Origin of the sequence: Streptomyces sp. NBC_01546 (assembly GCF_045208355.1) — a bacterium.
Lineage (GTDB): Bacteria > Actinomycetota > Actinomycetes > Streptomycetales > Streptomycetaceae > Streptomyces.
The window spans coordinates 6,313,904-6,333,850 of record NZ_CP109379.1 but is presented as its reverse complement, the minus strand read 5'-3'; the positions used below and the strand labels follow the sequence as shown (position 1 = coordinate 6,333,850).

The 19,947-nt window shown below is 70.1% G+C and carries 15 protein-coding genes; 6 read left to right on the top strand and 9 right to left on the bottom strand.

Features of this window, described 5'->3' with window-relative positions; genetic code table 11:
* Positions 1-29: 29 nt before the first annotated feature.
* The 3 genes from OHA89_RS28995 to metH all read right to left on the bottom strand — a co-directional run bounded on the left by OHA89_RS28995 (position 30) and on the right by metH (position 6,468).
* The gene (locus OHA89_RS28995) at positions 30-1,634 is read right to left on the bottom strand and encodes an ABC transporter substrate-binding protein (protein WP_266610640.1); all 1,605 of its coding nucleotides are present in this window, start codon (positions 1,632-1,634) and stop codon (positions 30-32) included.
* 507 nt (positions 1,635-2,141) lie between these two features.
* Positions 2,142-2,843 carry an HAD family phosphatase gene (locus OHA89_RS28990; protein ID WP_266610638.1) on the bottom strand — a complete coding sequence of 234 codons (702 nt, stop codon included), beginning with the start codon at positions 2,841-2,843 and terminating at the stop codon, positions 2,142-2,144.
* Positions 2,844-2,955: 112 nt separating this feature from the next.
* On the bottom strand, positions 2,956-6,468 hold the full coding sequence (gene metH, locus OHA89_RS28985) for a methionine synthase (protein WP_406367437.1): 3,513 nt from the start codon (positions 6,466-6,468) through the stop codon (positions 2,956-2,958).
* A gap of 278 nt (positions 6,469-6,746) precedes the next feature.
* Here metH and OHA89_RS28980 point away from each other — a divergent pair, with 278 nt between their 5' ends.
* From OHA89_RS28980 to OHA89_RS28960, 5 genes are all read left to right on the top strand, one after another.
* On the top strand, positions 6,747-7,514 hold the full coding sequence (locus OHA89_RS28980; RefSeq protein WP_215141353.1) for an IclR family transcriptional regulator: 768 nt from the start codon (positions 6,747-6,749) through the stop codon (positions 7,512-7,514).
* Positions 7,515-7,837: 323 nt separating this feature from the next.
* Entirely contained in the window at positions 7,838-8,620 is a 783-nt protein-coding gene (locus tag OHA89_RS28975; RefSeq protein WP_266610634.1) for an MIP/aquaporin family protein, read from the top strand.
* 77 nt (positions 8,621-8,697) lie between these two features.
* Positions 8,698-10,224: a glycerol kinase GlpK gene (gene glpK / locus OHA89_RS28970; protein ID WP_215141356.1), complete on the top strand. Its 1,527-nt coding sequence runs from the start codon at positions 8,698-8,700 to the stop codon at positions 10,222-10,224.
* Between the two features lie 41 nt (positions 10,225-10,265).
* Positions 10,266-11,873, top strand: a complete 1,608-nt coding sequence (locus OHA89_RS28965; protein ID WP_215141358.1) for a glycerol-3-phosphate dehydrogenase/oxidase — start codon at positions 10,266-10,268, stop codon at positions 11,871-11,873.
* A gap of 127 nt (positions 11,874-12,000) precedes the next feature.
* A complete protein-coding gene (locus tag OHA89_RS28960) occupies positions 12,001-12,987 on the top strand; it encodes a PAC2 family protein (protein WP_266610632.1) in 987 nt (328 codons plus the stop codon).
* Between the two features lie 103 nt (positions 12,988-13,090).
* On the opposite strand, the gene mshC is transcribed toward OHA89_RS28960, so the two are convergent.
* From mshC to OHA89_RS28940, 4 genes are all read right to left on the bottom strand, one after another.
* Positions 13,091-14,320, bottom strand: a complete 1,230-nt coding sequence (mshC, locus tag OHA89_RS28955; RefSeq protein ID WP_406367435.1) for a cysteine--1-D-myo-inosityl 2-amino-2-deoxy-alpha-D-glucopyranoside ligase — start codon at positions 14,318-14,320, stop codon at positions 13,091-13,093.
* Positions 14,321-14,430: 110 nt separating this feature from the next.
* Complete coding sequence (locus tag OHA89_RS28950) at positions 14,431-15,282, bottom strand: SCO1664 family protein (RefSeq protein ID WP_406368627.1); 852 nt, start codon at positions 15,280-15,282, stop codon at positions 14,431-14,433.
* Complete coding sequence (locus OHA89_RS28945) at positions 15,246-15,836, bottom strand: DUF3090 domain-containing protein (RefSeq protein ID WP_150256714.1); 591 nt, start codon at positions 15,834-15,836, stop codon at positions 15,246-15,248. Before OHA89_RS28945 ends, OHA89_RS28950 begins: the two co-directional genes overlap by 37 nt.
* 67 nt (positions 15,837-15,903) lie before the next feature.
* Positions 15,904-16,608 carry a histidine phosphatase family protein gene (locus OHA89_RS28940; protein WP_215141374.1) on the bottom strand — a complete coding sequence of 235 codons (705 nt, stop codon included), beginning with the start codon at positions 16,606-16,608 and terminating at the stop codon, positions 15,904-15,906.
* Positions 16,609-16,824: 216 nt separating this feature from the next.
* On the opposite strand from OHA89_RS28940, the gene OHA89_RS28935 reads away from it, so the two are divergent.
* A complete protein-coding gene (locus OHA89_RS28935) occupies positions 16,825-17,817 on the top strand; it encodes a magnesium and cobalt transport protein CorA (protein ID WP_266610627.1) in 993 nt (330 codons plus the stop codon).
* A 31-nt stretch (positions 17,818-17,848) separates the two neighbouring features.
* On the opposite strand, the gene OHA89_RS28930 is transcribed toward OHA89_RS28935, so the two are convergent.
* A complete protein-coding gene (locus OHA89_RS28930; RefSeq protein ID WP_266610625.1) occupies positions 17,849-18,637 on the bottom strand; it encodes a ferritin-like domain-containing protein in 789 nt (262 codons plus the stop codon).
* 237 nt (positions 18,638-18,874) lie between these two features.
* On the bottom strand, positions 18,875-19,924 hold the full coding sequence (locus OHA89_RS28925) for an LLM class F420-dependent oxidoreductase (protein WP_215141379.1): 1,050 nt from the start codon (positions 19,922-19,924) through the stop codon (positions 18,875-18,877).
* Positions 19,925-19,947: the final 23 nt, after the last annotated feature.

Genomic DNA, 19,947 nt, shown 5'->3' with positions numbered 1-19,947 from the left:
GCGACACCCGCTGCCGGTTGTTGCCGTGCTCAGCCGCTGACACCCCGGCCGAGCTCCCACAGCTGGAGGTCGGAGATGGCGTTGACCGACCACTCCACTCCGGTGATCCCGTCGCGTGCGGCGACGTACTGCTTGCCCTGCCACAGGGGCAGGACGGGTACGTCCTCGGCGACGATGTCCTGTATCTCCGCGATCGCGGGGCCGGCGACGTTGCGGTCGACGGCGCGCCGGGATTCGGGGAGGAGCCTGGTGCGCACCGCGCTGTTGGCGTACGGCGTGCCCAGGAAGTTGTCCTGCTCCAGGAACGGGGCGAGGAAGTTGTCGGCGTCCGGGTAGTCGGGGAACCAGCCGAGCCCGTAGGCGGCGTGGTCGCCCTTCTTCTGCGCGGGCCGGAAGTCGGCCCAGTCGCTGCCCTGGACGGTGATGTCGAACAGCTGGGTGGAGTTCAGCTGGGCCTTGAGGGCCTCGAACTCGGCGGCCGTTCCGTCGCCGTAGTGGTCGTTGGTGTAGTGGAGCGTCAGCTTGACCGGGGTCTTGATCCCGGCGTCCTTCAGCAGGGCGGCGGCCTTGGTGGTGTTGGCCTCGCCGTACTTGCTGAAGAAGGAGTTGACGTGGCCCGTCACGTTGGTGGGGACCAGCGAGTAGAGCGGCTGCGCGGACTTGCCGTAGACCTTGGAGATGAGGGCGTTGCGGTCGACGGCAGCGGCGAGGGCCTGGCGTACGGCCTTGTCCTTGACGACCGGGGCCTCGGTGTTGAAGCCGATGTAGCGGATCTCCAGGCCGGGCATCTGGACGAGCTTGACGCCCTTGGGGGGCTTGCCCGCGAAGTCGGCGATCTGGGCGGGCGACAGGGTGCGGGAGACCATGTGGATCTTGCCGTCGGTGAGTGCCTTGCCCATGGCGCCGGAGTCTTCGAAGGTCCGCAGTTCGACCTTGTCGTTCTGGAGCTTGAGGTCGCCCTTGTAATTCGGGTTCTTGCTGAAGACGGCCCGGACGAGGTGGTTGTCCTTGACCTCGGCCTTCATCGTGTACGGGCCGGAGCCGTCGACCTCGAAGCCCTCGCGGAGCTTCTTGGCGTCGTAGCTCTTCTCGCTGACGATGCCGGTGGCGGGGGTGGAGAGCTTGTACGGGAAGGTCGCGTCCGGGGTCTTCAGGTGGAAGACGACGGTGTCGGCGCCCTTGGCCTCGACGCTGTCGAGCGTGGAGAGCAGCGAGGAGGGGCCGTTCTCGTCCTTGATGGCGCGGACCCGGTCGATGGAGAACTTGACGTCCTTGGCGGTGAGCGGGTCGCCGCTCGCGAACTTCAGACCGGGGCGCAGGGTGCAGCGGTAGCTCTCGTTGCCGGTGTCGGTGAAGCGGCAGTCGGAGGCCGCTTCGGGGACGGGCTGGCCGCCGCCGCGCGGGGTGTGCATCAGGGTCTGGACGGTCTGGCGCAGGACGTTCCAGGCGCCGGCGTCGTAGGCGTACGCCGGGTCGAACGGGGCGGGGGCGAACTCGGCGGCCTCGAACCGGTCGGTGGTCCCGACGACGATCGCCCCGGATCCCGCTCCTCCGCCACTGGCGCTGCCGCATGCGGCGAGCGTGGGCGTGAGCAGTCCGGCCGCGGCCGTCAGCACCATGGTCTTGCGGTTCATGCTGGAAGAACTCCCTGTACCCGGCACTTGGTCAAAGCGGCGTAAAGGGCACTTCGCGACGGTCGCCCGTTCAGGGCGGAACGATCGGGCCGGTGGTATGACGATCGGTCCACTGCGTCCCGGCACAGGGGTGTGTGTCCGGGACGGCTGAGGTGCGGCGCAGTGCCGAGCTCGACACTAGTGGCCCGGGACGGGATGGCTGGAACTGGCCGGACTTGGGGCGTAATCGCACGGTGATGGGAGCGGACTGGCTGTCTATGTGGAGGTCCACGCAGATTCGGTCAGGAGCTGATCAATCCGGACACAAGGGAAGCCGAAGAAGCCCCCGGACAGGTGTCTCGGGGGCTTGACGGGTGACTAAGGTCACCCGGGACAACTGCCCCGGAAGGGATGGAATTTCAGCCTCCGGGGCGGGGCACGGAAAATCCTCTGGTGGGACCTCGGTCCTACGGCGTTCTGTTCGGTACAGAGCGTGTACGAGGCGTATCCGTGCGTGGTGCGGCGCGCTCAGTTCAGCGGGCTGATGAGGGACCGCAGGAAGGGCAGGTCGACTTCCTCCAGCGAGCGCACGATCGTCCGGCCCGGGGCGGCCTCGATGTGGCCGACCGAGGGGACGGCCACGACCCGGCAGCCGGCGGCCTCGGCGGCGGCCACGCCGGTGGCGGTGTCCTCGATGACGGCGCACCGGGAGGGGTGGGCGCCGAGGGTGCTGGCGGCGAGCAGGTACGGGTCGGGGTGCGGCTTGGTACGGGCCACCTCGTCCCCGGCGACCGTCATCGTGAAGCGGTCCCGGCCGAGGGTGAGCAGCACCTGGTCGATGACGCGCCGGTGCGAGGCGGAGACGAGGGCGGTGGGCACGTTGTGCCGGGCCAGCTCGCTCAGGAGCCGCTCGGCGCCGGGCATCAGCGGAACCTGGTCGGCGATACGGGCCTCGAAGCGCTCGTTGAGGAGCACGCTGAGCTCGGCGAGGCCGATGGACGCGCCGGTGGCCTCGATCAGGAACGCGCCGCTGCGGCTCATGGGGCCGCCGACGACCACGTCCCTCCAGGATTCCTCGAGCCGGTGTCCGAGCTCCTGGAAGATCTGCGCCTCGATCTCCCACCAGAATCCCTCGGTGTCAACGAGGGTGCCGTCCATGTCCAGCAGCACCGCCTGAAGGGCGTGCCCGTCGGCCGTACGGACCACGGGGACGGGAACGGTGCTGGTCATGCGCACGCCTCTTTCAGGGGACGAGAAGGCCGGTCACCTCCACCCGCGGGAACATCCCCTCGGGAACAGGTGACCGGCCTGTATGGGACCGACCAGTGTACGCCGGTCCGCCTCAGCGTGCGTTGAAATACTTCGCTTCGGGGTGGTGGATGACGATCGCGTCGGTGGACTGCTCGGGGTGGAGCTGGAACTCCTCGGACAGGTGGACGCCGATCCGCTCCGGCTCGAGGAGGTCGGCGATCTTCGCGCGGTCCTCCAGGTCGGGGCAGGCGCCGTAGCCGAGGGAGAAGCGGGCACCGCGGTACTTGAGGTCGAACATGTCCTCGACCGCGGCCGGGTCCTCCCCGCCGAATCCGAGCTCGGCGCGGACGCGGGCGTGCCAGTACTCGGCCATGGCCTCGGCCAGCTGGACGGACAGGCCGTGCAGCTCCAGGTACTCGCGGTAGGAGTCGGACTCGAACAGCTTGGCGGTGGCCTCGCCGATCTTCGACCCCACGGTGACGACCTGGAGGCCGACGACGTCGGTCTCGCCGGACTCCTCGGGGCGGAAGAAGTCCGCGAGGCACAGGCGGCGGCCGCGGCGCTGGCGCGGGAAGGTGAACCGGGTCCGCTCGTTGCCCTGCTCGTCGAGGATGATCAGGTCCTCGCCCTTGGACACGCAGGGGAAGTAGCCGTAGACGACCGCGGCCTCGAGGAGGTTCTCGGTGTGCAGCTTGTCGAGGAGGCCGCGCAGGCGCGGGCGTCCCTCGGTCTCGACGAGCTCCTCGTACGTGGGTCCGCCCGCGCGGGCCTGCTTGAGGCCCCACTGGCCCTTGAAGAGGGCTCCCTCGTCGAGCCAGGAGGCGTAGTCCTTGAGCGGGATGCCCTTGACCACGCGGGTGCCCCAGAACGGCGGGGTGGGGACGGGGTTGTCGACGGAGACGTCCGAGCGGCCGCCGGGCTCCTCCGGCTCGTCCACCTGGAGGGCGGGCGTGTCCCTCTTGGCGACGCGGCGCTGCTTGAGCTCGGGCAGGGAGGCTCCGGGGACTCCGCGCTTGACGGCGATGAGGGCGTCCATCAGGCGCAGGCCTTCGAAGGCGTCGCGGGCGTAGCGGACTTCGCCTTCGTAGATTTCGTGGAGGTCCTGTTCGACGTAGGCGCGGGTCAGGGCGGCGCCGCCGAGGATGACCGGGTAGTCGGCGGCCAGCTTGCGCTGGTTGAGCTCCTGCAGGTTCTCCTTCATGATCACGGTCGACTTCACCAGCAGACCGGACATGCCGATCACATCGGCCCGGTGCTCCTGCGCGGCCTCCAGGATCGCCGAGACCGGCTGCTTGATGCCGATGTTCACGACGTTGTAGCCGTTGTTGGTCAAAATGATGTCGACCAGGTTCTTGCCGATGTCATGGACGTCACCGCGCACCGTCGCGAGCACGATGGTGCCCTTGCCCTCGTCGTCGGTCTTCTCCATGTGCGGCTCGAGATAGGCGACCGCCGTCTTCATGACCTCGGCCGACTGCAGCACGAACGGCAGCTGCATCTGGCCGGAGCCGAACAGCTCACCGACGACCTTCATGCCCTCCAGCAGCGTGTCGTTGACGATGTCGAGCGCGGGACGGGTCTGGAGCGCCTCGGCGAGGTCGGCCTCCAGACCGTTCTTCTCACCGTCGATGATCCGCCGCTGCAGCCGCTCGTCCAGCGGCAGCGCGAGGAGTTCCTCAGCGCGGCCGGCCTTCATCGACTTGGTGTTCACACCCTCGAACAGCGCCATCAGCTTCTGCAGCGGGTCATAGCCCTCGGCCCGCCGGTCGTAGATCAGGTCCAGCGCGGTGGTGACCTGCTCCTCGTCGAACCGGGCGATCGGCAGGATCTTCGACGCGTGCACGATCGCCGAATCCAGACCCGCCTTGACACACTCGTCAAGGAACACCGAGTTCAGCAGCACACGGGCAGCCGGATTCAGACCGAAGGAAATGTTCGACAGACCCAGCGTGGTCTGGACGTCGGGGTGGCGGCGCTTGAGCTCACGGATCGCCTCGATCGTGGCGATGCCGTCGCCCCGGGACTCCTCCTGACCGGTGCAGATCGTGAACGTCAGGGTGTCGATGAGGATGTCCGACTCATGGATCCCCCAGTTCCCCGTCAGGTCGCCGATGAGGCGTTCGGCGATGGCGACCTTGTGCTCGACGGTACGGGCCTGGCCCTCCTCGTCGATGGTCAGCGCGATCAGCGCCGCCCCGTGCTCCCGCGCCAGCCCCGTCACCTTCGCGAAACGCGACTCCGGACCGTCACCATCCTCGTAGTTCACCGAGTTGATGACCGCGCGCCCGCCCAGCTTCTCCAGACCCGCCTGGATCACCGGAACCTCGGTGGAGTCCAGCACGATCGGCAGCGTCGAGGCCGTCGCGAAACGCCCCGCCAGCTCCTCCATGTCCGCGACACCATCACGGCCCACGTAGTCCACACACAGGTCCAGCATGTGCGCGCCCTCGCGGATCTGGTCCCGCGCCATCTCCACACAGTCGTCCCAGCGGGCATCCAGCATCGCCTCACGGAACTTCTTCGACCCGTTCGCGTTCGTCCGCTCACCGATCGCCATGTACGAGGTGTCCTGCCGGAACGGCACCGTCTGGTACAGCGAGGCCGCGCCGGGCTCGGGCTGGGGGGTCCGCTGAGTGATCGCGGTGCCGCGAACGCGCTCCACGACCTGCCGCAGGTGCTCCGGAGTCGTACCGCAGCAGCCGCCGACCAGCGAGAGACCGTACTCGCGGACGAAGGTCTCCTGGGCGTCGGCGAGCTCGGGGGCGCTCAGCGGGTAGTGCGCGCCGTCCTTGGTCAGGACGGGCAAGCCGGCGTTGGGCATGCAGGAGAGCGGGATGCGGGCGTTGCGCGCCAGGTAGCGCAGGTGCTCGCTCATCTCGGCGGGGCCGGTGGCGCAGTTCAGGCCGATCATGTCGATGCCCAGCGGCTCCAGCGCCGTCAGCGCCGCACCGATCTCCGAACCCAGCAGCATCGTGCCGGTCGTCTCCACCGTCACCGAACAGATCAGCGGGACGGTGACGCCCAGCGCCTCCATCGCCCGCCGGGCACCGATGATCGAGGACTTGGTCTGGAGCAGGTCCTGCGTGGTCTCCACCAGCAGCGCGTCGGCGCCGCCGGTCAGCAGGCCCTCCGCGTTGACCTGGTAGGCGTCGCGGATCTTGTCGTACGTGATGTGGCCGAGGGTGGGCAGCTTGGTGCCGGGACCGATGGAGCCCAGGACCCAGCGCTGCTGCCCGGTGGAGGCGGTGAACTCGTCGGCGACCTCGCGGGCGATCCGGGCGCCCGACTCCGACAGCTCGAAGTTGCGCTCCGCGATGTCGTACTCGGCCAGCGCCGCGTAGTTCGCACCGAAGGTGTTCGTCTCGACGCAGTCCACGCCCACGGAGAAGTACGCCTCGTGGACGGTGCGCACGATGTCCGGACGGGTGACGTTGAGGACCTCATTGCAGCCCTCCAGCTGCTGGAAGTCCTCCATCGAGGGGTCCTGCGCCTGGAGCATCGTCCCCATGGCTCCGTCGGCGACGACCACACGGGTGGCGAGCGCCTCTCGGAGGGCATCGGCCCGGGTCTGGGTGTCAGCGGGCGGGTTCGGCAACGAGGCCATGGTTGAGCTCCCTGGGATGCGACGGCTGTCGGCTTTACACCCCCTCTGTGTCAAGGGTGCACGCGGCCAGGGTAACCGCGCGGCACCTGACCCGGTGAGGGTGTCCCACGTGGCGGACTGCATCCTTTGCGCGGGACGTCCGCTCGGGTGTGTCGGCTCGGGCGTGTCGCTCGGCTGGGTCGACTCGAACGAGGCTCCGGACTGCCCAACCATGCACAAGGTCGACATCGACCGATAGTGTTCAGCATTGTCGAACTACGTCAGCAGGAGGCTGCGCGATGGCACGGAACATCCAGTCGCTCGAACGAGCCGCTGCGATGCTGCGGCTCCTGGCGGGCGGGGAACGCCGGCTGGGCCTATCGGATGTGGCGTCCTCCCTGGGCCTGGCCAAGGGCACGGCGCACGGGATCCTGCGCACGCTGCAGGCCGAGGGCTTCGTGGAGCAGGACCCGGCCTCCGGCCGCTACCAGCTGGGCGCGGAGCTGCTGCGCCTGGGCAACAGCTACCTCGACGTGCACGAGCTGCGGGCCCGCGCCCTGGTCTGGACGGACGACCTGGCCCGGGCGAGCGGCGAGAGCGTGTACGTGGGCGTGCTGCACAAGAGCGGGGTGCTGATCATGCACCACGTGTTCCGGCCCGACGACAGCCGTCAGGTGCTGGAGGTGGGGGCCATGCAGCCGCTGCACTCCACGGCCCTGGGCAAGGTGCTGTCGGCCTACGATCCGGTCGCGCACACGCAGGCCGTGGAGGTCGAGCGGGAGGCGTTCACGCCCCGTACGGTCACCGACGGCCGGGGGTTCGAGGAGGTCCTGGAGCTGACCCGGGCGCGCGGCTGGGCCGCCGATGTCGAGGAGACCTGGGACGGCATCGCCTCGGTGGCCGCGCCCATCCACGACCGGCGCCGGATGCCGGTCGGCGCGGTGGCGGTCGCGGGTGCCGTGGAGCGGGTCTGCGGGGAGTCCGGGGAGCCCCGGGCGGCACTGGTGGCCTCCGTACGGGACTGCGCAAGGTCGGTTTCACGCGATCTCGGGGCGGGCCGGTTCTGAGCTTGACCTGACCCCATCCGATCCACCCAGTGGCCACCTCGTGTGCCAATTGGGTGGATTTTGTCATTTTCTGATCGTTCATTGGCTTGATTTGGGCGATCGTCCGGAGTGGTAACGATCCGGTTCTTTGACCTGGTCGACCCTTGACGCGTTCTTCACCTAGGCGGAAAACTGCCGTTCATCGGTCGGCATTGTCGAACACCTACCGGCAATACGCGTTAGGGTGTGACGAGGCCAAGGACCGGTGCAGCACTCACCGAGTGCGTGGACCACCGGAGGGACCCGGTGTCCGCCCACCCCTGGACGTACGTAAGGAGTCGCGGGTGTCCAGCTCCGACATCTTCATCGGCGAGACCATCGGTACCGCCCTGCTCACTCTGCTCGGCGGTGGCGTCTGCGCCGCGCTGACGCTCAAGAGCTCCAAGGCCCGCAACGCGGGCTGGCTCGCGATCACCTTCGGCTGGGGTTTCGCCGTACTGATCGCCGCCTACGTGGCCGCCCCGCTCTCCGGCGCGCACCTCAACCCGGCCGTCACCGTCGGCCTCGCCGTCAAGAACAGCGACTGGAGCGACGTACCGGTCTACTTCGCCGGCCAGCTGCTCGGCGCGATGCTCGGCGCGGTCCTGATGTGGATCACCTACTACGGCCAGTTCCGGGTGCACCTGGCGGACCCGGAGAACATCCGTGACGCCAAGCTCGGCCCGGAGGACCCGCACCCGCACGACCAGGCGGGCCCCGTGCTCGGGATCTTCTCCACCGGCCCCGAGATCCGCAACGTCGTCCAGAACCTCGCCACCGAGATCATCGGTACGTTCGTCCTGGTCCTGGCGATCCTCACCCAGGGCCTGCAGGACGGCGGCAAGGGCCTCGGTGTCATCGGCGTCCTGATCACCTCGTTCGTGGTCGTCGGCATCGGCCTCTCGCTGGGCGGTCCTACCGGCTACGCCATCAACCCGGTCCGCGACCTCGGTCCGCGCATCGTGCACGCCCTGCTCCCGCTGCCCAACAAGGGCGGCTCGGACTGGGGGTACTCCTGGATCCCGGTCGTCGGCCCGCTCGTCGGTGCCGTCATAGCCGGCGGTCTGTACAACATCGCGTTCGCCTGATCAGCATCGGCCCGCGCTCGTAAGATCCGCACCGCATCCTGATTCCGCCTACCCACAGACCTGCCAGGAGCAGCCACATGACCAGCAGCACCGGCCCCTTCATCGCCGCGATCGACCAGGGCACCACCTCCTCCCGCTGCATCGTCTTCGACCGCGACGGCCGCATCGTCGCCGTCGACCAGAAGGAGCACGAGCAGATCTTCCCGAAGCCGGGCTGGGTCGAGCACGACGCCACCGAGATCTGGACCAACGTCCAGGAGGTCGTCGCCGGGGCCATCGCCAAGGCCGAGATCACCGCCGCCGACGTCAAGGCCGTCGGCATCACCAACCAGCGCGAGACCACCCTCCTGTGGGACAAGAACACCGGCGAGCCGGTGCACAACGCGCTGGTCTGGCAGGACACCCGCACGGACACCCTGTGCAAGGAGCTCGGCCGCAACGTCGGCCAGGACCGCTTCCGCCGCGAGACCGGCCTGCCGCTGGCGAGCTACTTCGCCGGTCCGAAGGTCCGCTGGCTGCTGGACAACGTCGAGGGCCTGCGGGAGCGCGCCGAGGCCGGCGACATCCTGTTCGGCACCATGGACTCGTGGGTCATCTGGAACCTCACGGGCGGCGCCCAGGGCGGCGTGCACGTCACCGACGTCACCAACGCCTCGCGCACCATGCTGATGAACCTGCACACCCTGGCCTGGGACGAGAAGATCGCCGAGTCCATGGGCGTCCCGCTCAACGTCCTCCCGGAGATCAAGTCCTCCGCCGAGGTCTACGGCCACGTCAAGGACGGCGTCCTCGCCGGTGTCCCGGTCGCCTCGGCGCTCGGTGACCAGCAGGCCGCGCTGTTCGGCCAGACCTGCTTCGCCGAGGGCGAGGCCAAGTCCACGTACGGCACCGGAACGTTCATGCTGATGAACACCGGCGACAAGATCATCAACTCCTACAGCGGCCTGCTGACCACGGTCGGCTACCAGATCGGCGACCAGCAGCCGGTCTACGCGCTGGAGGGCTCCATCGCCGTCACCGGCTCGCTCGTCCAGTGGATGCGCGACCAGATGGGCCTGATCAAGTCCGCGGCCGAGATCGAGACCCTGGCCTCCTCCGTCGAGGACAACGGCGGCGCCTACTTCGTGCCGGCCTTCTCCGGTCTGTTCGCCCCGTACTGGCGCTCCGACGCCCGCGGTGTGATCGCCGGCCTGACCCGGTACGTCACCAAGGCGCACATCGCCCGCGCCGTCCTGGAGGCCACCGCCTGGCAGACCCGTGAGATCACCGACGCCATGACCAAGGACTCGGGCGTCGAGCTCGCGGCCCTGAAGGTCGACGGCGGCATGACCTCCAACAACCTGCTGATGCAGACGCTCTCGGACTTCCTGGACGCCCCCGTGGTGCGCCCGATGGTCGCCGAGACCACCTGCCTCGGCGCCGCCTACGCCGCCGGCCTGGCCGTCGGCTTCTGGCCCGACACCGACGCCCTGCGCGCCAACTGGCGCCGCGCGGCGGAGTGGACCCCGCGGATGCCCGCCGAGCAGCGGGACCGCGAGTACAAGAGCTGGCTCAAGGCCGTGGAGCGGTCCATGGGCTGGGTCGACGACGAAGACGCCAGCTGACCGCACTCAGCTGAGTCAATCGACGAGGAGCTAAGAGAGATATGAGCATCCCGCAGAGCGTGACCGCACTGGGCACGCACCCGACCGCCGGCTCGAACCCGAGCCGCGCCGAGACCCGTGAGCAGCTGGCCAAGGCCACGTACGACCTGCTGGTCATCGGCGGTGGAATCCTGGGCACCTCGGTGGCCTGGCACGCCGCGCAGTCGGGTCTGCGGGTCGCCATGGTGGACGCCGGCGACTTCGCCGGCGCCACCTCCTCCGCCTCCTCCAAGCTCGTCCACGGCGGCCTGCGCTACCTGCAGACCGGCGCGGTCAAGCTGGTAGCCGAGAACCACCACGAGCGCCGGGTGCTGGCCAAGGACGTGGCCCCGCACCTGGTCAACCCGCTCACCTTCTACCTGCCCGTCTACAAGGGCGGGCCGGTCGGCGCGGCGAAGCTGGGCGCGGGCGTGTTCGCGTACTCGGCGCTCTCGGCCTTCGGCGACGGCATCGGCAAGGTCATCTCGCCGGCCCGCGCCGCCGCCGACAACCCGGGCCTGAAGACGGACAACCTCAAGGCCGTCGCGGTCTACTACGACCACCAGATGAACGACTCCCGCGTCGCCGTCATGACGGTCCGCGCGGCCGTCGAGTCCGGCGCGGTCGTCCTCAACCACGCCGAGGTCACCGGGCTGCGCATGACGCGCGGCCGGGTCTCCGGCGCCGAGCTCAAGGACCGTCTGGACGGCACCGAGTTCGGGGTGGACGCGCGCGTCGTGCTCAACGCCACCGGCCCGTGGGTGGACCACCTGCGGCGCATGGAAGACAAGCACTCGATGCCGTCCATCCGCCTGTCCAAGGGCGCGCACATCGTGATGAAGCGCAAGTCGCCGTGGAAGGCCGCCATGGCCACCCCGATCGACAAGTACCGCATCACCTTCGCTCTCCCGTGGGAGGACCAGCTGCTGCTCGGCACCACCGACGAGGTGTACGAGGGCGACCCGGCGGACGTGCGCGCCACCGAGGCCGACATCCAGCAGATCCTGGACGAGGCGGCCTTCTCGGTGAAGGACGCGGACCTGGACCGCTCGCTGATGACGTACGCCTTCGCGGGCCTGCGGGTGCTGCCCGGCGGCCCCGGCGGCGTGGAGAAGGCCAAGCGCGAGACGGTCGTCTCCGAGGGCGCGGGCGGCATGCTGTCGGTGGCCGGCGGCAAGTGGACGACGTACCGGCACATCGGCCGCGTGGTCATGGACAAGCTGGCCAAGCTCCCGGGCTCCCCGCTGACCGAGGACATGGAGCCGGTGAAGTCCCTCGTACGCCGGATCGCGCTGCCCGGTGTCGCCAACCCGAACGCGGTCGCGCACCGGCTGCTGGTGGACCGCGAGCCCGGCACGCGCATGGACCCGCTGACCGCGCGCCACCTGGCCTCGCACTACGGTTCGCTGGCCTTCGACATCGCGCGGCTCGCGAACGAGGACCCGGCGCTCGCCGAGCGCATCCACCCGGACGGTCCGGAGATCTGGGCGCAGGTCGCCTACGCCCGTGACAACGAGTGGGCGCAGACGGTCGACGACGTACTGCGCCGGCGCACGACGGTGACGGTCCGCGGTCTGGACGACGAGGCCGTTCGGGCCAGGGTCGCGGAGATGCTGGGCCACCAGGCATAGCTGTCACGCAGGTGGGGAAGAGGGGCGGTTCCGAGGGGAACCGCCCCTCTGTCGTGGGCTGTGGCCGACGTCCCCTCAAGGCTTAGGCTGACCCACGTACGCAAGGGAACTTCGGAAGGAGACCTGGGTGATCGAGCTTGAGGGCATGCCCGAGCTGATCGACCCGGTCATGGTGGCCGCGTTCGAGGGCTGGAACGACGCGGGTGACGCGGCCTCCGGTGCGGTCGCACACCTGGACCGGGAGTGGAAGGGCGAGGTGTTCGCGGCGCTCGACGCCGAGGACTACTACGACTTCCAGGTCAACCGGCCGACGGTGTGGCTGGACAACGGGGTACGGAAGATCACCTGGCCGACGACGCGGCTGTCCGTGGTCCGGATCGGCGGCGCCAAACCGCGGGACCTGGTGCTGGTGCGCGGGATCGAACCGTCCATGCGGTGGCGGTCGTTCTGCAACGAGATCCTCGGCTTCGCGCACGAACTGGGCGTGGAGATGGTGGTCATCCTGGGGGCGCTGCTCGGGGACACGCCGCACACGCGGCCGGTTCCGGTGAGCGGGGTCACCTCGGACGCGGACCTGGCGCGGACGATGGACCTGGAGGAGACGAAGTACGAGGGCCCGACCGGCATCGTGGGCATCCTCCAGGAGGCCTGTACGCACGCTGGTGTCCCGGCGGTCTCGCTGTGGGCGGCGGTGCCCCACTACGTGTCCCAGCCGCCGAATCCCAAGGCCACGCTGGCGCTCCTGAACCGGCTGGAGGACCTGATCGACATCCGGATCCCGCTGGGCGAACTCCCGGAGGACGCCCGGGCGTGGCAGCTGGGCGTGGACCAACTGGCCGCGGAGGACAGCGAGGTGGCGGAGTACGTCCAGACGCTGGAGGAAGCGCGGGACACGGCCGACCTGCCGGAGGCGTCGGGAGACGCCATCGCCCGGGAGTTCGAGCGGTACCTGCGCCGCCGTGACCCGGCGGCGGAGCCGGGCGACGCCTCGTACCTGCGGGACCCGTCCAGCGGCCTCCCGCGCCCCCCGAAGCGCAAGCCGGACGTCTCCGGGGAGGACCCGCAGCCCCCGGCCGCGCCCCCGCCGGACGGGGACACCCCGCCGGAGGTCTAGCCTCGTGGGGCTCCGCCCCACACCCCGCGCCTCAAACGCCGGCGGGGCTGGAATTGCACTGAGCGCAATTCCAGCCCCGTCGGCGTTTCACCGGCGCCGCAGGTTACAGGGCCACGCCCAGGAGGGCGTCCACCGTCCTGGAGACCAGGCCCGGGGCCGACTCGTCGTCCTCGTCGGAGGCGAGCTGGAGCTCGACCCAGCGGTCCACGGCGGCCAGTGCGGCAGGCGCGTCCAGGTCGCGGGAGAGGGCCTCGCGGACCTCCTCGACCAGGGCGTCCGCCGGGACGCCGTCCGGCCGGGACACCGCCGCGCGCCAGCGTTCCAGCCGGGCCACCGCCTCGGCGAGGACCTCGTCCGTCCACTCCCAGTCGGCCCGGTAGTGGTGCGACAGCAGCGCCAGGCGGATCGCCGCCGGGTCGACCCCGGCCCGCCGCAGCGCGGACACGAAGACGAGGTTGCCCTTCGACTTCGACATCTTCTCGCCGTTCAGGGCGACCATGCCGGCGTGTACGTACGCCTTGGCCATCGGGAACTCGCCGGTCAGGGCCTGCGCGTGCGAGGCGCCCATCTCGTGGTGCGGGAAGGCCAGGTCGGAGCCGCCGCCCTGGATGTCGAAGCCCATGCCCAGGTGGTCCAGGGCGATCGCCACGCACTCGATGTGCCAGCCCGGCCGGCCGCGGCCCAGCGAGCCGCCGTCCCAGCTCGGCTCGCCCGGACGCGCGGCCATCCACAGCATCGGGTCCAGCGGGTTCTTCTTCCCCGGCCGGTCCGGGTCGCCGCCCCGCTCCGCCGAGAGCAGCCTCATCGCCTCGGCGTCGAGGTTCGAGACCTGCCCGAAGTGCGGGTCGGACTCGACCGAGAAGTAGACGTCGCCGTCCAGCTCGTACGCCGCGCCCGCGTCCCGCAGCCGCTCGACCAGCGGCACGATGCCGGGTATGGCCTCGACGGCGCCGATGTAGTGCTTCGGCGGCAGCATGCGCAGGGCGGTCATGTCCTCGCGGAAGAGGGCGGTCTCGCGCTCGGCGAGCTCGGTCCAGTCGTGACCGTCGCGCAGCGCCCGCTCCAGGAGCGGGTCGTCCACGTCGGTGACGTTCTGGACGTAGTGAATCTGCCGCTTGGTGTCGAGCCACACGCGCTGCACGAGGTCGAACGCGTTGTAGGTCGCCGCGTGACCGATGTGGGTCGCGTCGTACGGAGTGATGCCGCAGACGTAGATGCGGGCGACGGGACCGGGGGCGAGGGTGATCGTCCCCTGGGTCGCGGTGTCGTGGATCTCGAGGTCGCGGCCCTTGCCAGGAAGGGCGGGGACCTCAGAAGCGGGCCAGGCATGCATGTCTCGAGCCTAACCGGACTGATGTTCCTGAAACGAACCGGACCTGCACTGTTGTCTTGATCGGCACTCTTGCGGTCTGGCCGAAATTGTGCGTGTCGGGATTGGCCGGTTCAGACCGGTGGCCACGGGATCGACGGCCACTGCCCGGACGGCTGCGGATGCGTCCCGGTGCGCAGCAGCTGCGCCACCCGGTCGCGTACGGCGGCCAGCTCGACCGCCGTGATCAGTTCGGCCAGCCGGGTGGCGAGCGGGGCTCCTTCCGCCAGCTCGGCGGCCAGCGAGGCCAGTACCTCGCGCGCCTCGTCCGTCAGCGGCTCCCCGGCCCACCCCCACAGGAGGGTGCGCAGTTTGTCCTCCGCGTGGAAGGTCACGCCGTGGTCGATCCCGTAGAGGTGTCCGTCGGGCGCGGGCAGCAGGTGGCCGCCCTTGCGGTCGCCGTTGTTGATCACGGCGTCGAGGACGGCGAGGCGGCGCAGCCGCGGGTCGTCGGCGTGCACGAGCAGGGCCGTGCGGCCGTCGCCCACGTCGGCGAGGGCGACGGGCTTCCAGCCGTTCCCCGCCTCCTCGCCCTCGACGAGCGCGAGGAGCTCGGCGCCGGGGGTCTCGCCCTCAGGGGTCTCGATCCACCGCTGGACCATGCCCTCGCCGTACGGTCCGTCGCGCAGCACGGTGGTGGGCACCAGGCCCCAGCCGGTGGCCTCGGAGACCAGGTAGGTGGCGACCTCGCGCTGGGCGAGGTTCCCGTCGGGGAAGTCCCACAGCGGGCGCTCGCCCTTGACCGGCTTGTACACGCAGTCGGCGCTCACGCCTTCGTACGTGACACTGCACAGCAGGACCGCGTTGGACGCCTCGCGGATCCGGCCGACGACGGTCAGCTCACCCTTGGTGAGCAGTTCCTCGAACTTCTCCCGCTCCCCCATCACGGTCACACCTGGCGCCGGTAGCCGTTCTGGCGGGGGCAGACGTGCCCCTCCGGGTCCAGCGGGAGACTGCACAGCGGGCACGGCGGCCGGCCCGCGTTGACCACGTCCAGGGCCCGCTTGGCGAAGGCCCGGGCCTGGGCGCCGGTGAGGCGGACCCGCAGCATGGGCGGGCCGTTCTCCTCGTCCTGGAGCAGCCGTTCCTCCGCCTCGGCGAGATCCTCGTCCGAGTCGGCGTCGAGTTCGACCAGGGCCTGCGCCTCGACGATCATGCGCTGTTCCTCGCCGTCCCAGGCCAGGGCCATGGTGCCGACGCGGAACTCCTCGTCGACCGGGACGTCCAGCGGCGCGGTGTCGGCGGCCTCGGCGGGGGCCACCGCCGGGACGGGGGCATTGCCCCCGGTGCGCCGTACGACCTCGTCCAGCAGCTCGTCCATCCGCTCGGCCAGCGCCGCGACCTGGGTCTTCTCCAGGGAGACGCTGGTGACGCGGGGGCCGGATGAGGCCTGCAGGAAGAACGTACGGCGCCCCGGCAGACCGACCGTACCGGCCACGAAGCGGTCCGGCGGGTCGTAGAGGAACACCTGACGGGGCACGTCCAGTCTCCAAGTCTCGGCGGCAGCGCTCATTTACAGGGCCAGTCCACCCTACTGCGCCGTTCGATCACGCCGCGCCCGCACCGCCTCCCACGACGGCGTTCCCGCCGTCTTCCACTGCTTTGTCGGGTGTGGCCGCGCGCGGAACGAGCGAGCCGAGGTCCCCGGTGTCACCGAGCCGGAACACGAACGGCCGGGTGGGCGTGTAGCGGACGGCGGTCACCGAACAGGGGTCGACGTGGATGCGCTGGAAGAGGTCCAGGTGCATGCCGAGGGCGTCCGCGACGAGGGACTTGATGACGTCGCCGTGGGAGCACATCAGGAACACGGCGTCGGCGCCGTGCTCCTCCTCGACCCGCGCGTTCCAGTCCCGTACGGCGTCCACGGCGCGCGCCTGCATGGCGCGCATGGACTCGCCGCCGGGGAAGGCGGCCGCCGACGGGTGCTGCTGGACGATCTTCATCAGGGGTTCGTCGGCGAGTTCGGAGAGTTTGCGGCCCGACCAGTCGCCGTAGTGGCACTCGCCGATCCGCTCGTCGGTGTGCGGCTCCAGCTCCGGCCGGGCGGCCAGCAGCGGGGCGAGGGTCTCCCGGCAGCGTTGCAGCGGGCTGGTGACGACGGCTGCGAGCGGCACGCCCGCCAGCCTCCCGGGCAGTGCGGCGGCCTGCTCGGCGCCGCGCTCGTCGAGGGCCACTCCCGGAGTCCATCCGGCGAGCAGCCCAGCTGTGTTGGCGGTGGACCGCCCGTGTCGTACGAGGATCAGCGTGGCCATGGCGCCAGCCTAGGTCCTGCCCGGCCGATCAGGCCGGAAAAGTGAGCGGGGCCTGGTGCGTGCGATCGCAAGGCGGAGGAGGGAATCGACGCGGAGCGTCGGTGACCGACGACAACGCGGCGAGCGTGCGTACCAGGGCACGCGAGCCCGGCTTGATCGGCCGGGCAGGACCTGAGCGGTGCCGGGAACGTGCGGGCGGGGCGAGGGCAGGGGAGAATGCCCTGCGTGATTGTGGACTGCGCGATTTACCGGAACGGCCGCCGCACCGAGGGACCCGCGGACTTCTCGGACGCCCTCGACGAGGCGCGGGCCACGGGAGACGCCTTCCTCTGGGTCGGCATGCACGAGCCGTCGGAGGAGGAATTCGAGCACGTCCGGACCGAGTTCGCCCTGCACCCGCTGGCCGTGGAAGACGCCCTGACCGCGCACCAGCGCCCGAAGCTGGAGGTCTACGACGACTCGCTGTTCGTCGTCCTCAAGCCGGTGGTCTACGACGAGGTCACCGACTCGGTGACGGCGGGCGAGCTGATGGTGTTCATCGGCGACTCGTTCGTGGTCACCGTCCGGCACGGCGAGGGGGCCGCGCTGGCCGCCGTACGGCGCCGGCTGGAGCACGAGCCGAACGTCCTGCGGCACGGCCCCACGGCCGTGCTGTACGCGGTCTCCGACGCGGTGGTGGACCACTACATCGACGTGGCGGCCGAGCTCCAGTCGGACCTGGAGGAACTGGAGGCCGAGGTCTTCGCCCCGAACGCCTCGGACACCAAGAACACCGCCTCCCGGATCTACGGGTTCAAACGGCAGGTGCTGGAGTTCCGCCGGGCGACGAGCCCGCTGCTCCAGCCGATGGACCGGCTCGCCTTCGGGAAGGTGCCCTTCGTCCACGAGCACTCCCAGCCGTTCTTCCGCGACGTGGCCGACCACCTGACCAAGGCGAACGAGTACGTCGAGGGCCTGGACCGGCTGCTGTCGGACGCCCTCGCCGCGCACCTGGCGCAGATGGGCGTCCGGCAGAACGACGACATGCGCAAGATCTCGGCCTGGGCGGCGATGGCGGCCGTCCCCACGATGGTGGCGGGGATCTACGGCATGAACTTCGACCACATGCCCGAGCTGAAATGGGGCCTGGGGTATCCGGGGGTGGTGCTGGTCATGGTGGGCGCGTGCCTCGGCCTGCACCGGATGTTCAAACGCCGGGGCTGGCTGTAGGCCCTCCGGGCCCGGCGGGCCCCGGCCCGGGCTACGCGAACTCGGGCGTGCTGACCGGTACGCCGCCCAGGGCGTCGCGCCGCTCGGGCATGCGCAGGCTCACCATCCGGTGCCAGCCGCTGAACCGCTCGTACGCGTACATACCGCGGATCCCGGCGGCGAGCGCGGCCGCCTTCGGCTTGGGCCAGTGCAGCAGCCGCCCCATGTGGCCCATGACGGCGAGGCTCACGTCCCGGTAGATGCCGATCTCGGCGAGCGCGCTCTCGCGGAGCACCCGCTGGATGGTGCGGCCGTGGCCTTCGCGGGCCAGGCGCAGCAACTCCTCGTGGCAGTAGGCGAGGTGGTTGTCCTCGTCGTGGCTGATCATGCGGATGGCCTTGCCGACCTCGGGATGGTCTCCGAAGTACCTGACCAGCATGTCCATCTGGTCGGCGGCCCGCTGTTCGGTGACCCGGCTGTGCGCGAGGTAGACGACGACGTCCCGCTCGGTCAGGGGCTCCTGGCGGCGCAGCTTGTCGTGCGCGAGGCCGATGCCGCGCCGCTCCAGCAGCATCGTGTAGTCCGTCTCGGGAGGTACCGGGACGGACGGCAGGCCGCGCTTGCGGAGCAGGGCGTTGAAGATCCGCCCGTGCTTGTCCTCGTCGGCGCCGTGCCGGGTGATCTTGGGTGCCAGATCGCGCATCCCGTCCGGCACCAGGGCCGCGATGCGGGCGTTCTCCCAGCCGCCCTGGGTCTCCCCGCTGGCGGCGATGGAGCAGAACAGCTGGAAGGAGTCGTCGTTGTCGACGATCTCCTGGAACAGGCTGCGGGCAGAGAGCATGCACCGAGTCAAACGCCGGTCGCCGGGGGCGGCAACCGAAGGACCGCGCTACTCGCCCGAATGAACGAAACCGGGGGTTGGGCGGTTGCGCGTAACCCGGCGGGCGCCCCGCGCGTTGTTGGCTGTGTCGGCCGTGGCGGGGAAGACCCCCCGAGCCCCCACCACGGCCGCAGACTCCTTCAGACGCCGCCCTCGCAACCGCTCCGCGGGCTTCGGGCGGCTACGACCGGACGGGACTCAGGCGAGACCTGCCAGCTCCATGGCCTCGGTGCCGGCCCGCAGGGCGGCGAGCCGCTCGTCCAGGGTGAAACCGGCCGGGGCCAGCGTGAGGGTGGTGACGCCGGCCTCCGCGTAGGCCCGCATCCCGTCCGCGATCCGCTCGACCGGGCCGAGCAGCGTGGTCGAGTCGATCAGGGAGTGCGGGACGGCCTCGGCCGCGCCGGTCTTGTCGCCGCCCAGGTACTTCTCCTGGATCTCGGCGGCTTCCTTCTCGTACCCCATGCGCTGGGCCAGCTGGTTGTAGAAGTTCTGCTTCCGGCTGCCCATGCCGCCCACGTACAGGGCGGTGTACGGGCGGAACATGTCGGCGAGCGCCTTCACGTCCTCGCCGAGGGCCAGCGGCACGGTGGGGCAGACATCGAAGCCGTCCATGGTCAGCCCGGCCTTCTCGCGGCCCGCCCGGATGTGGGTGAGCGCGGTGGCCTCCAGGTGCTCGGCGGCCGGGAAGATCAGCAGCGCGCCGTCGGCGATCTCGCCGGTCTGCTCCAGGTTCTTGGGGCCGATCGCGGCGATGTAGAGCGGGATGTGCTCGCGCTCGGGGTGCACGGTCAGCTTGAGCGGCTTGCCCGGGCCGCCGGGGAGCGGCAGGGTCCAGTGCTCGCCCTCGTACGAGAGCCGCTCGCGGCTCATCGCCTTGCGGACGATCTCCACGTACTCCCGGGTCCGCGCGAGCGGCTTGTCGAACTTGACGCCGTACCAGCCCTCGGAGACCTGCGGTCCGGAGACGCCGAGGCCGAGCCGGAAGCGGCCCTTGGTGAGGGAGTCCAGGGTGGCCGCGGTCATGGCCGTCATGGCGGGCTGGCGGGCCGGGATCTGGAGGATCGCCGAACCGACGTCGATCCGCTCGGTCTGGGCGGCGACCCAGGCGAGGACGGTCGGGGCATCGGAGCCGTAGGCCTCGGCGGCCCAGCAGACGTCGTAGCCGAGGCGGTCTGCCTCCTGTGCGACGGCGAGGTTGTCGGCGTCCATGCCCGCACCCCAGTAGCCGAGATTGATGCCGAGCCGCATGTGTCGTCCCCTTACCGAATTTA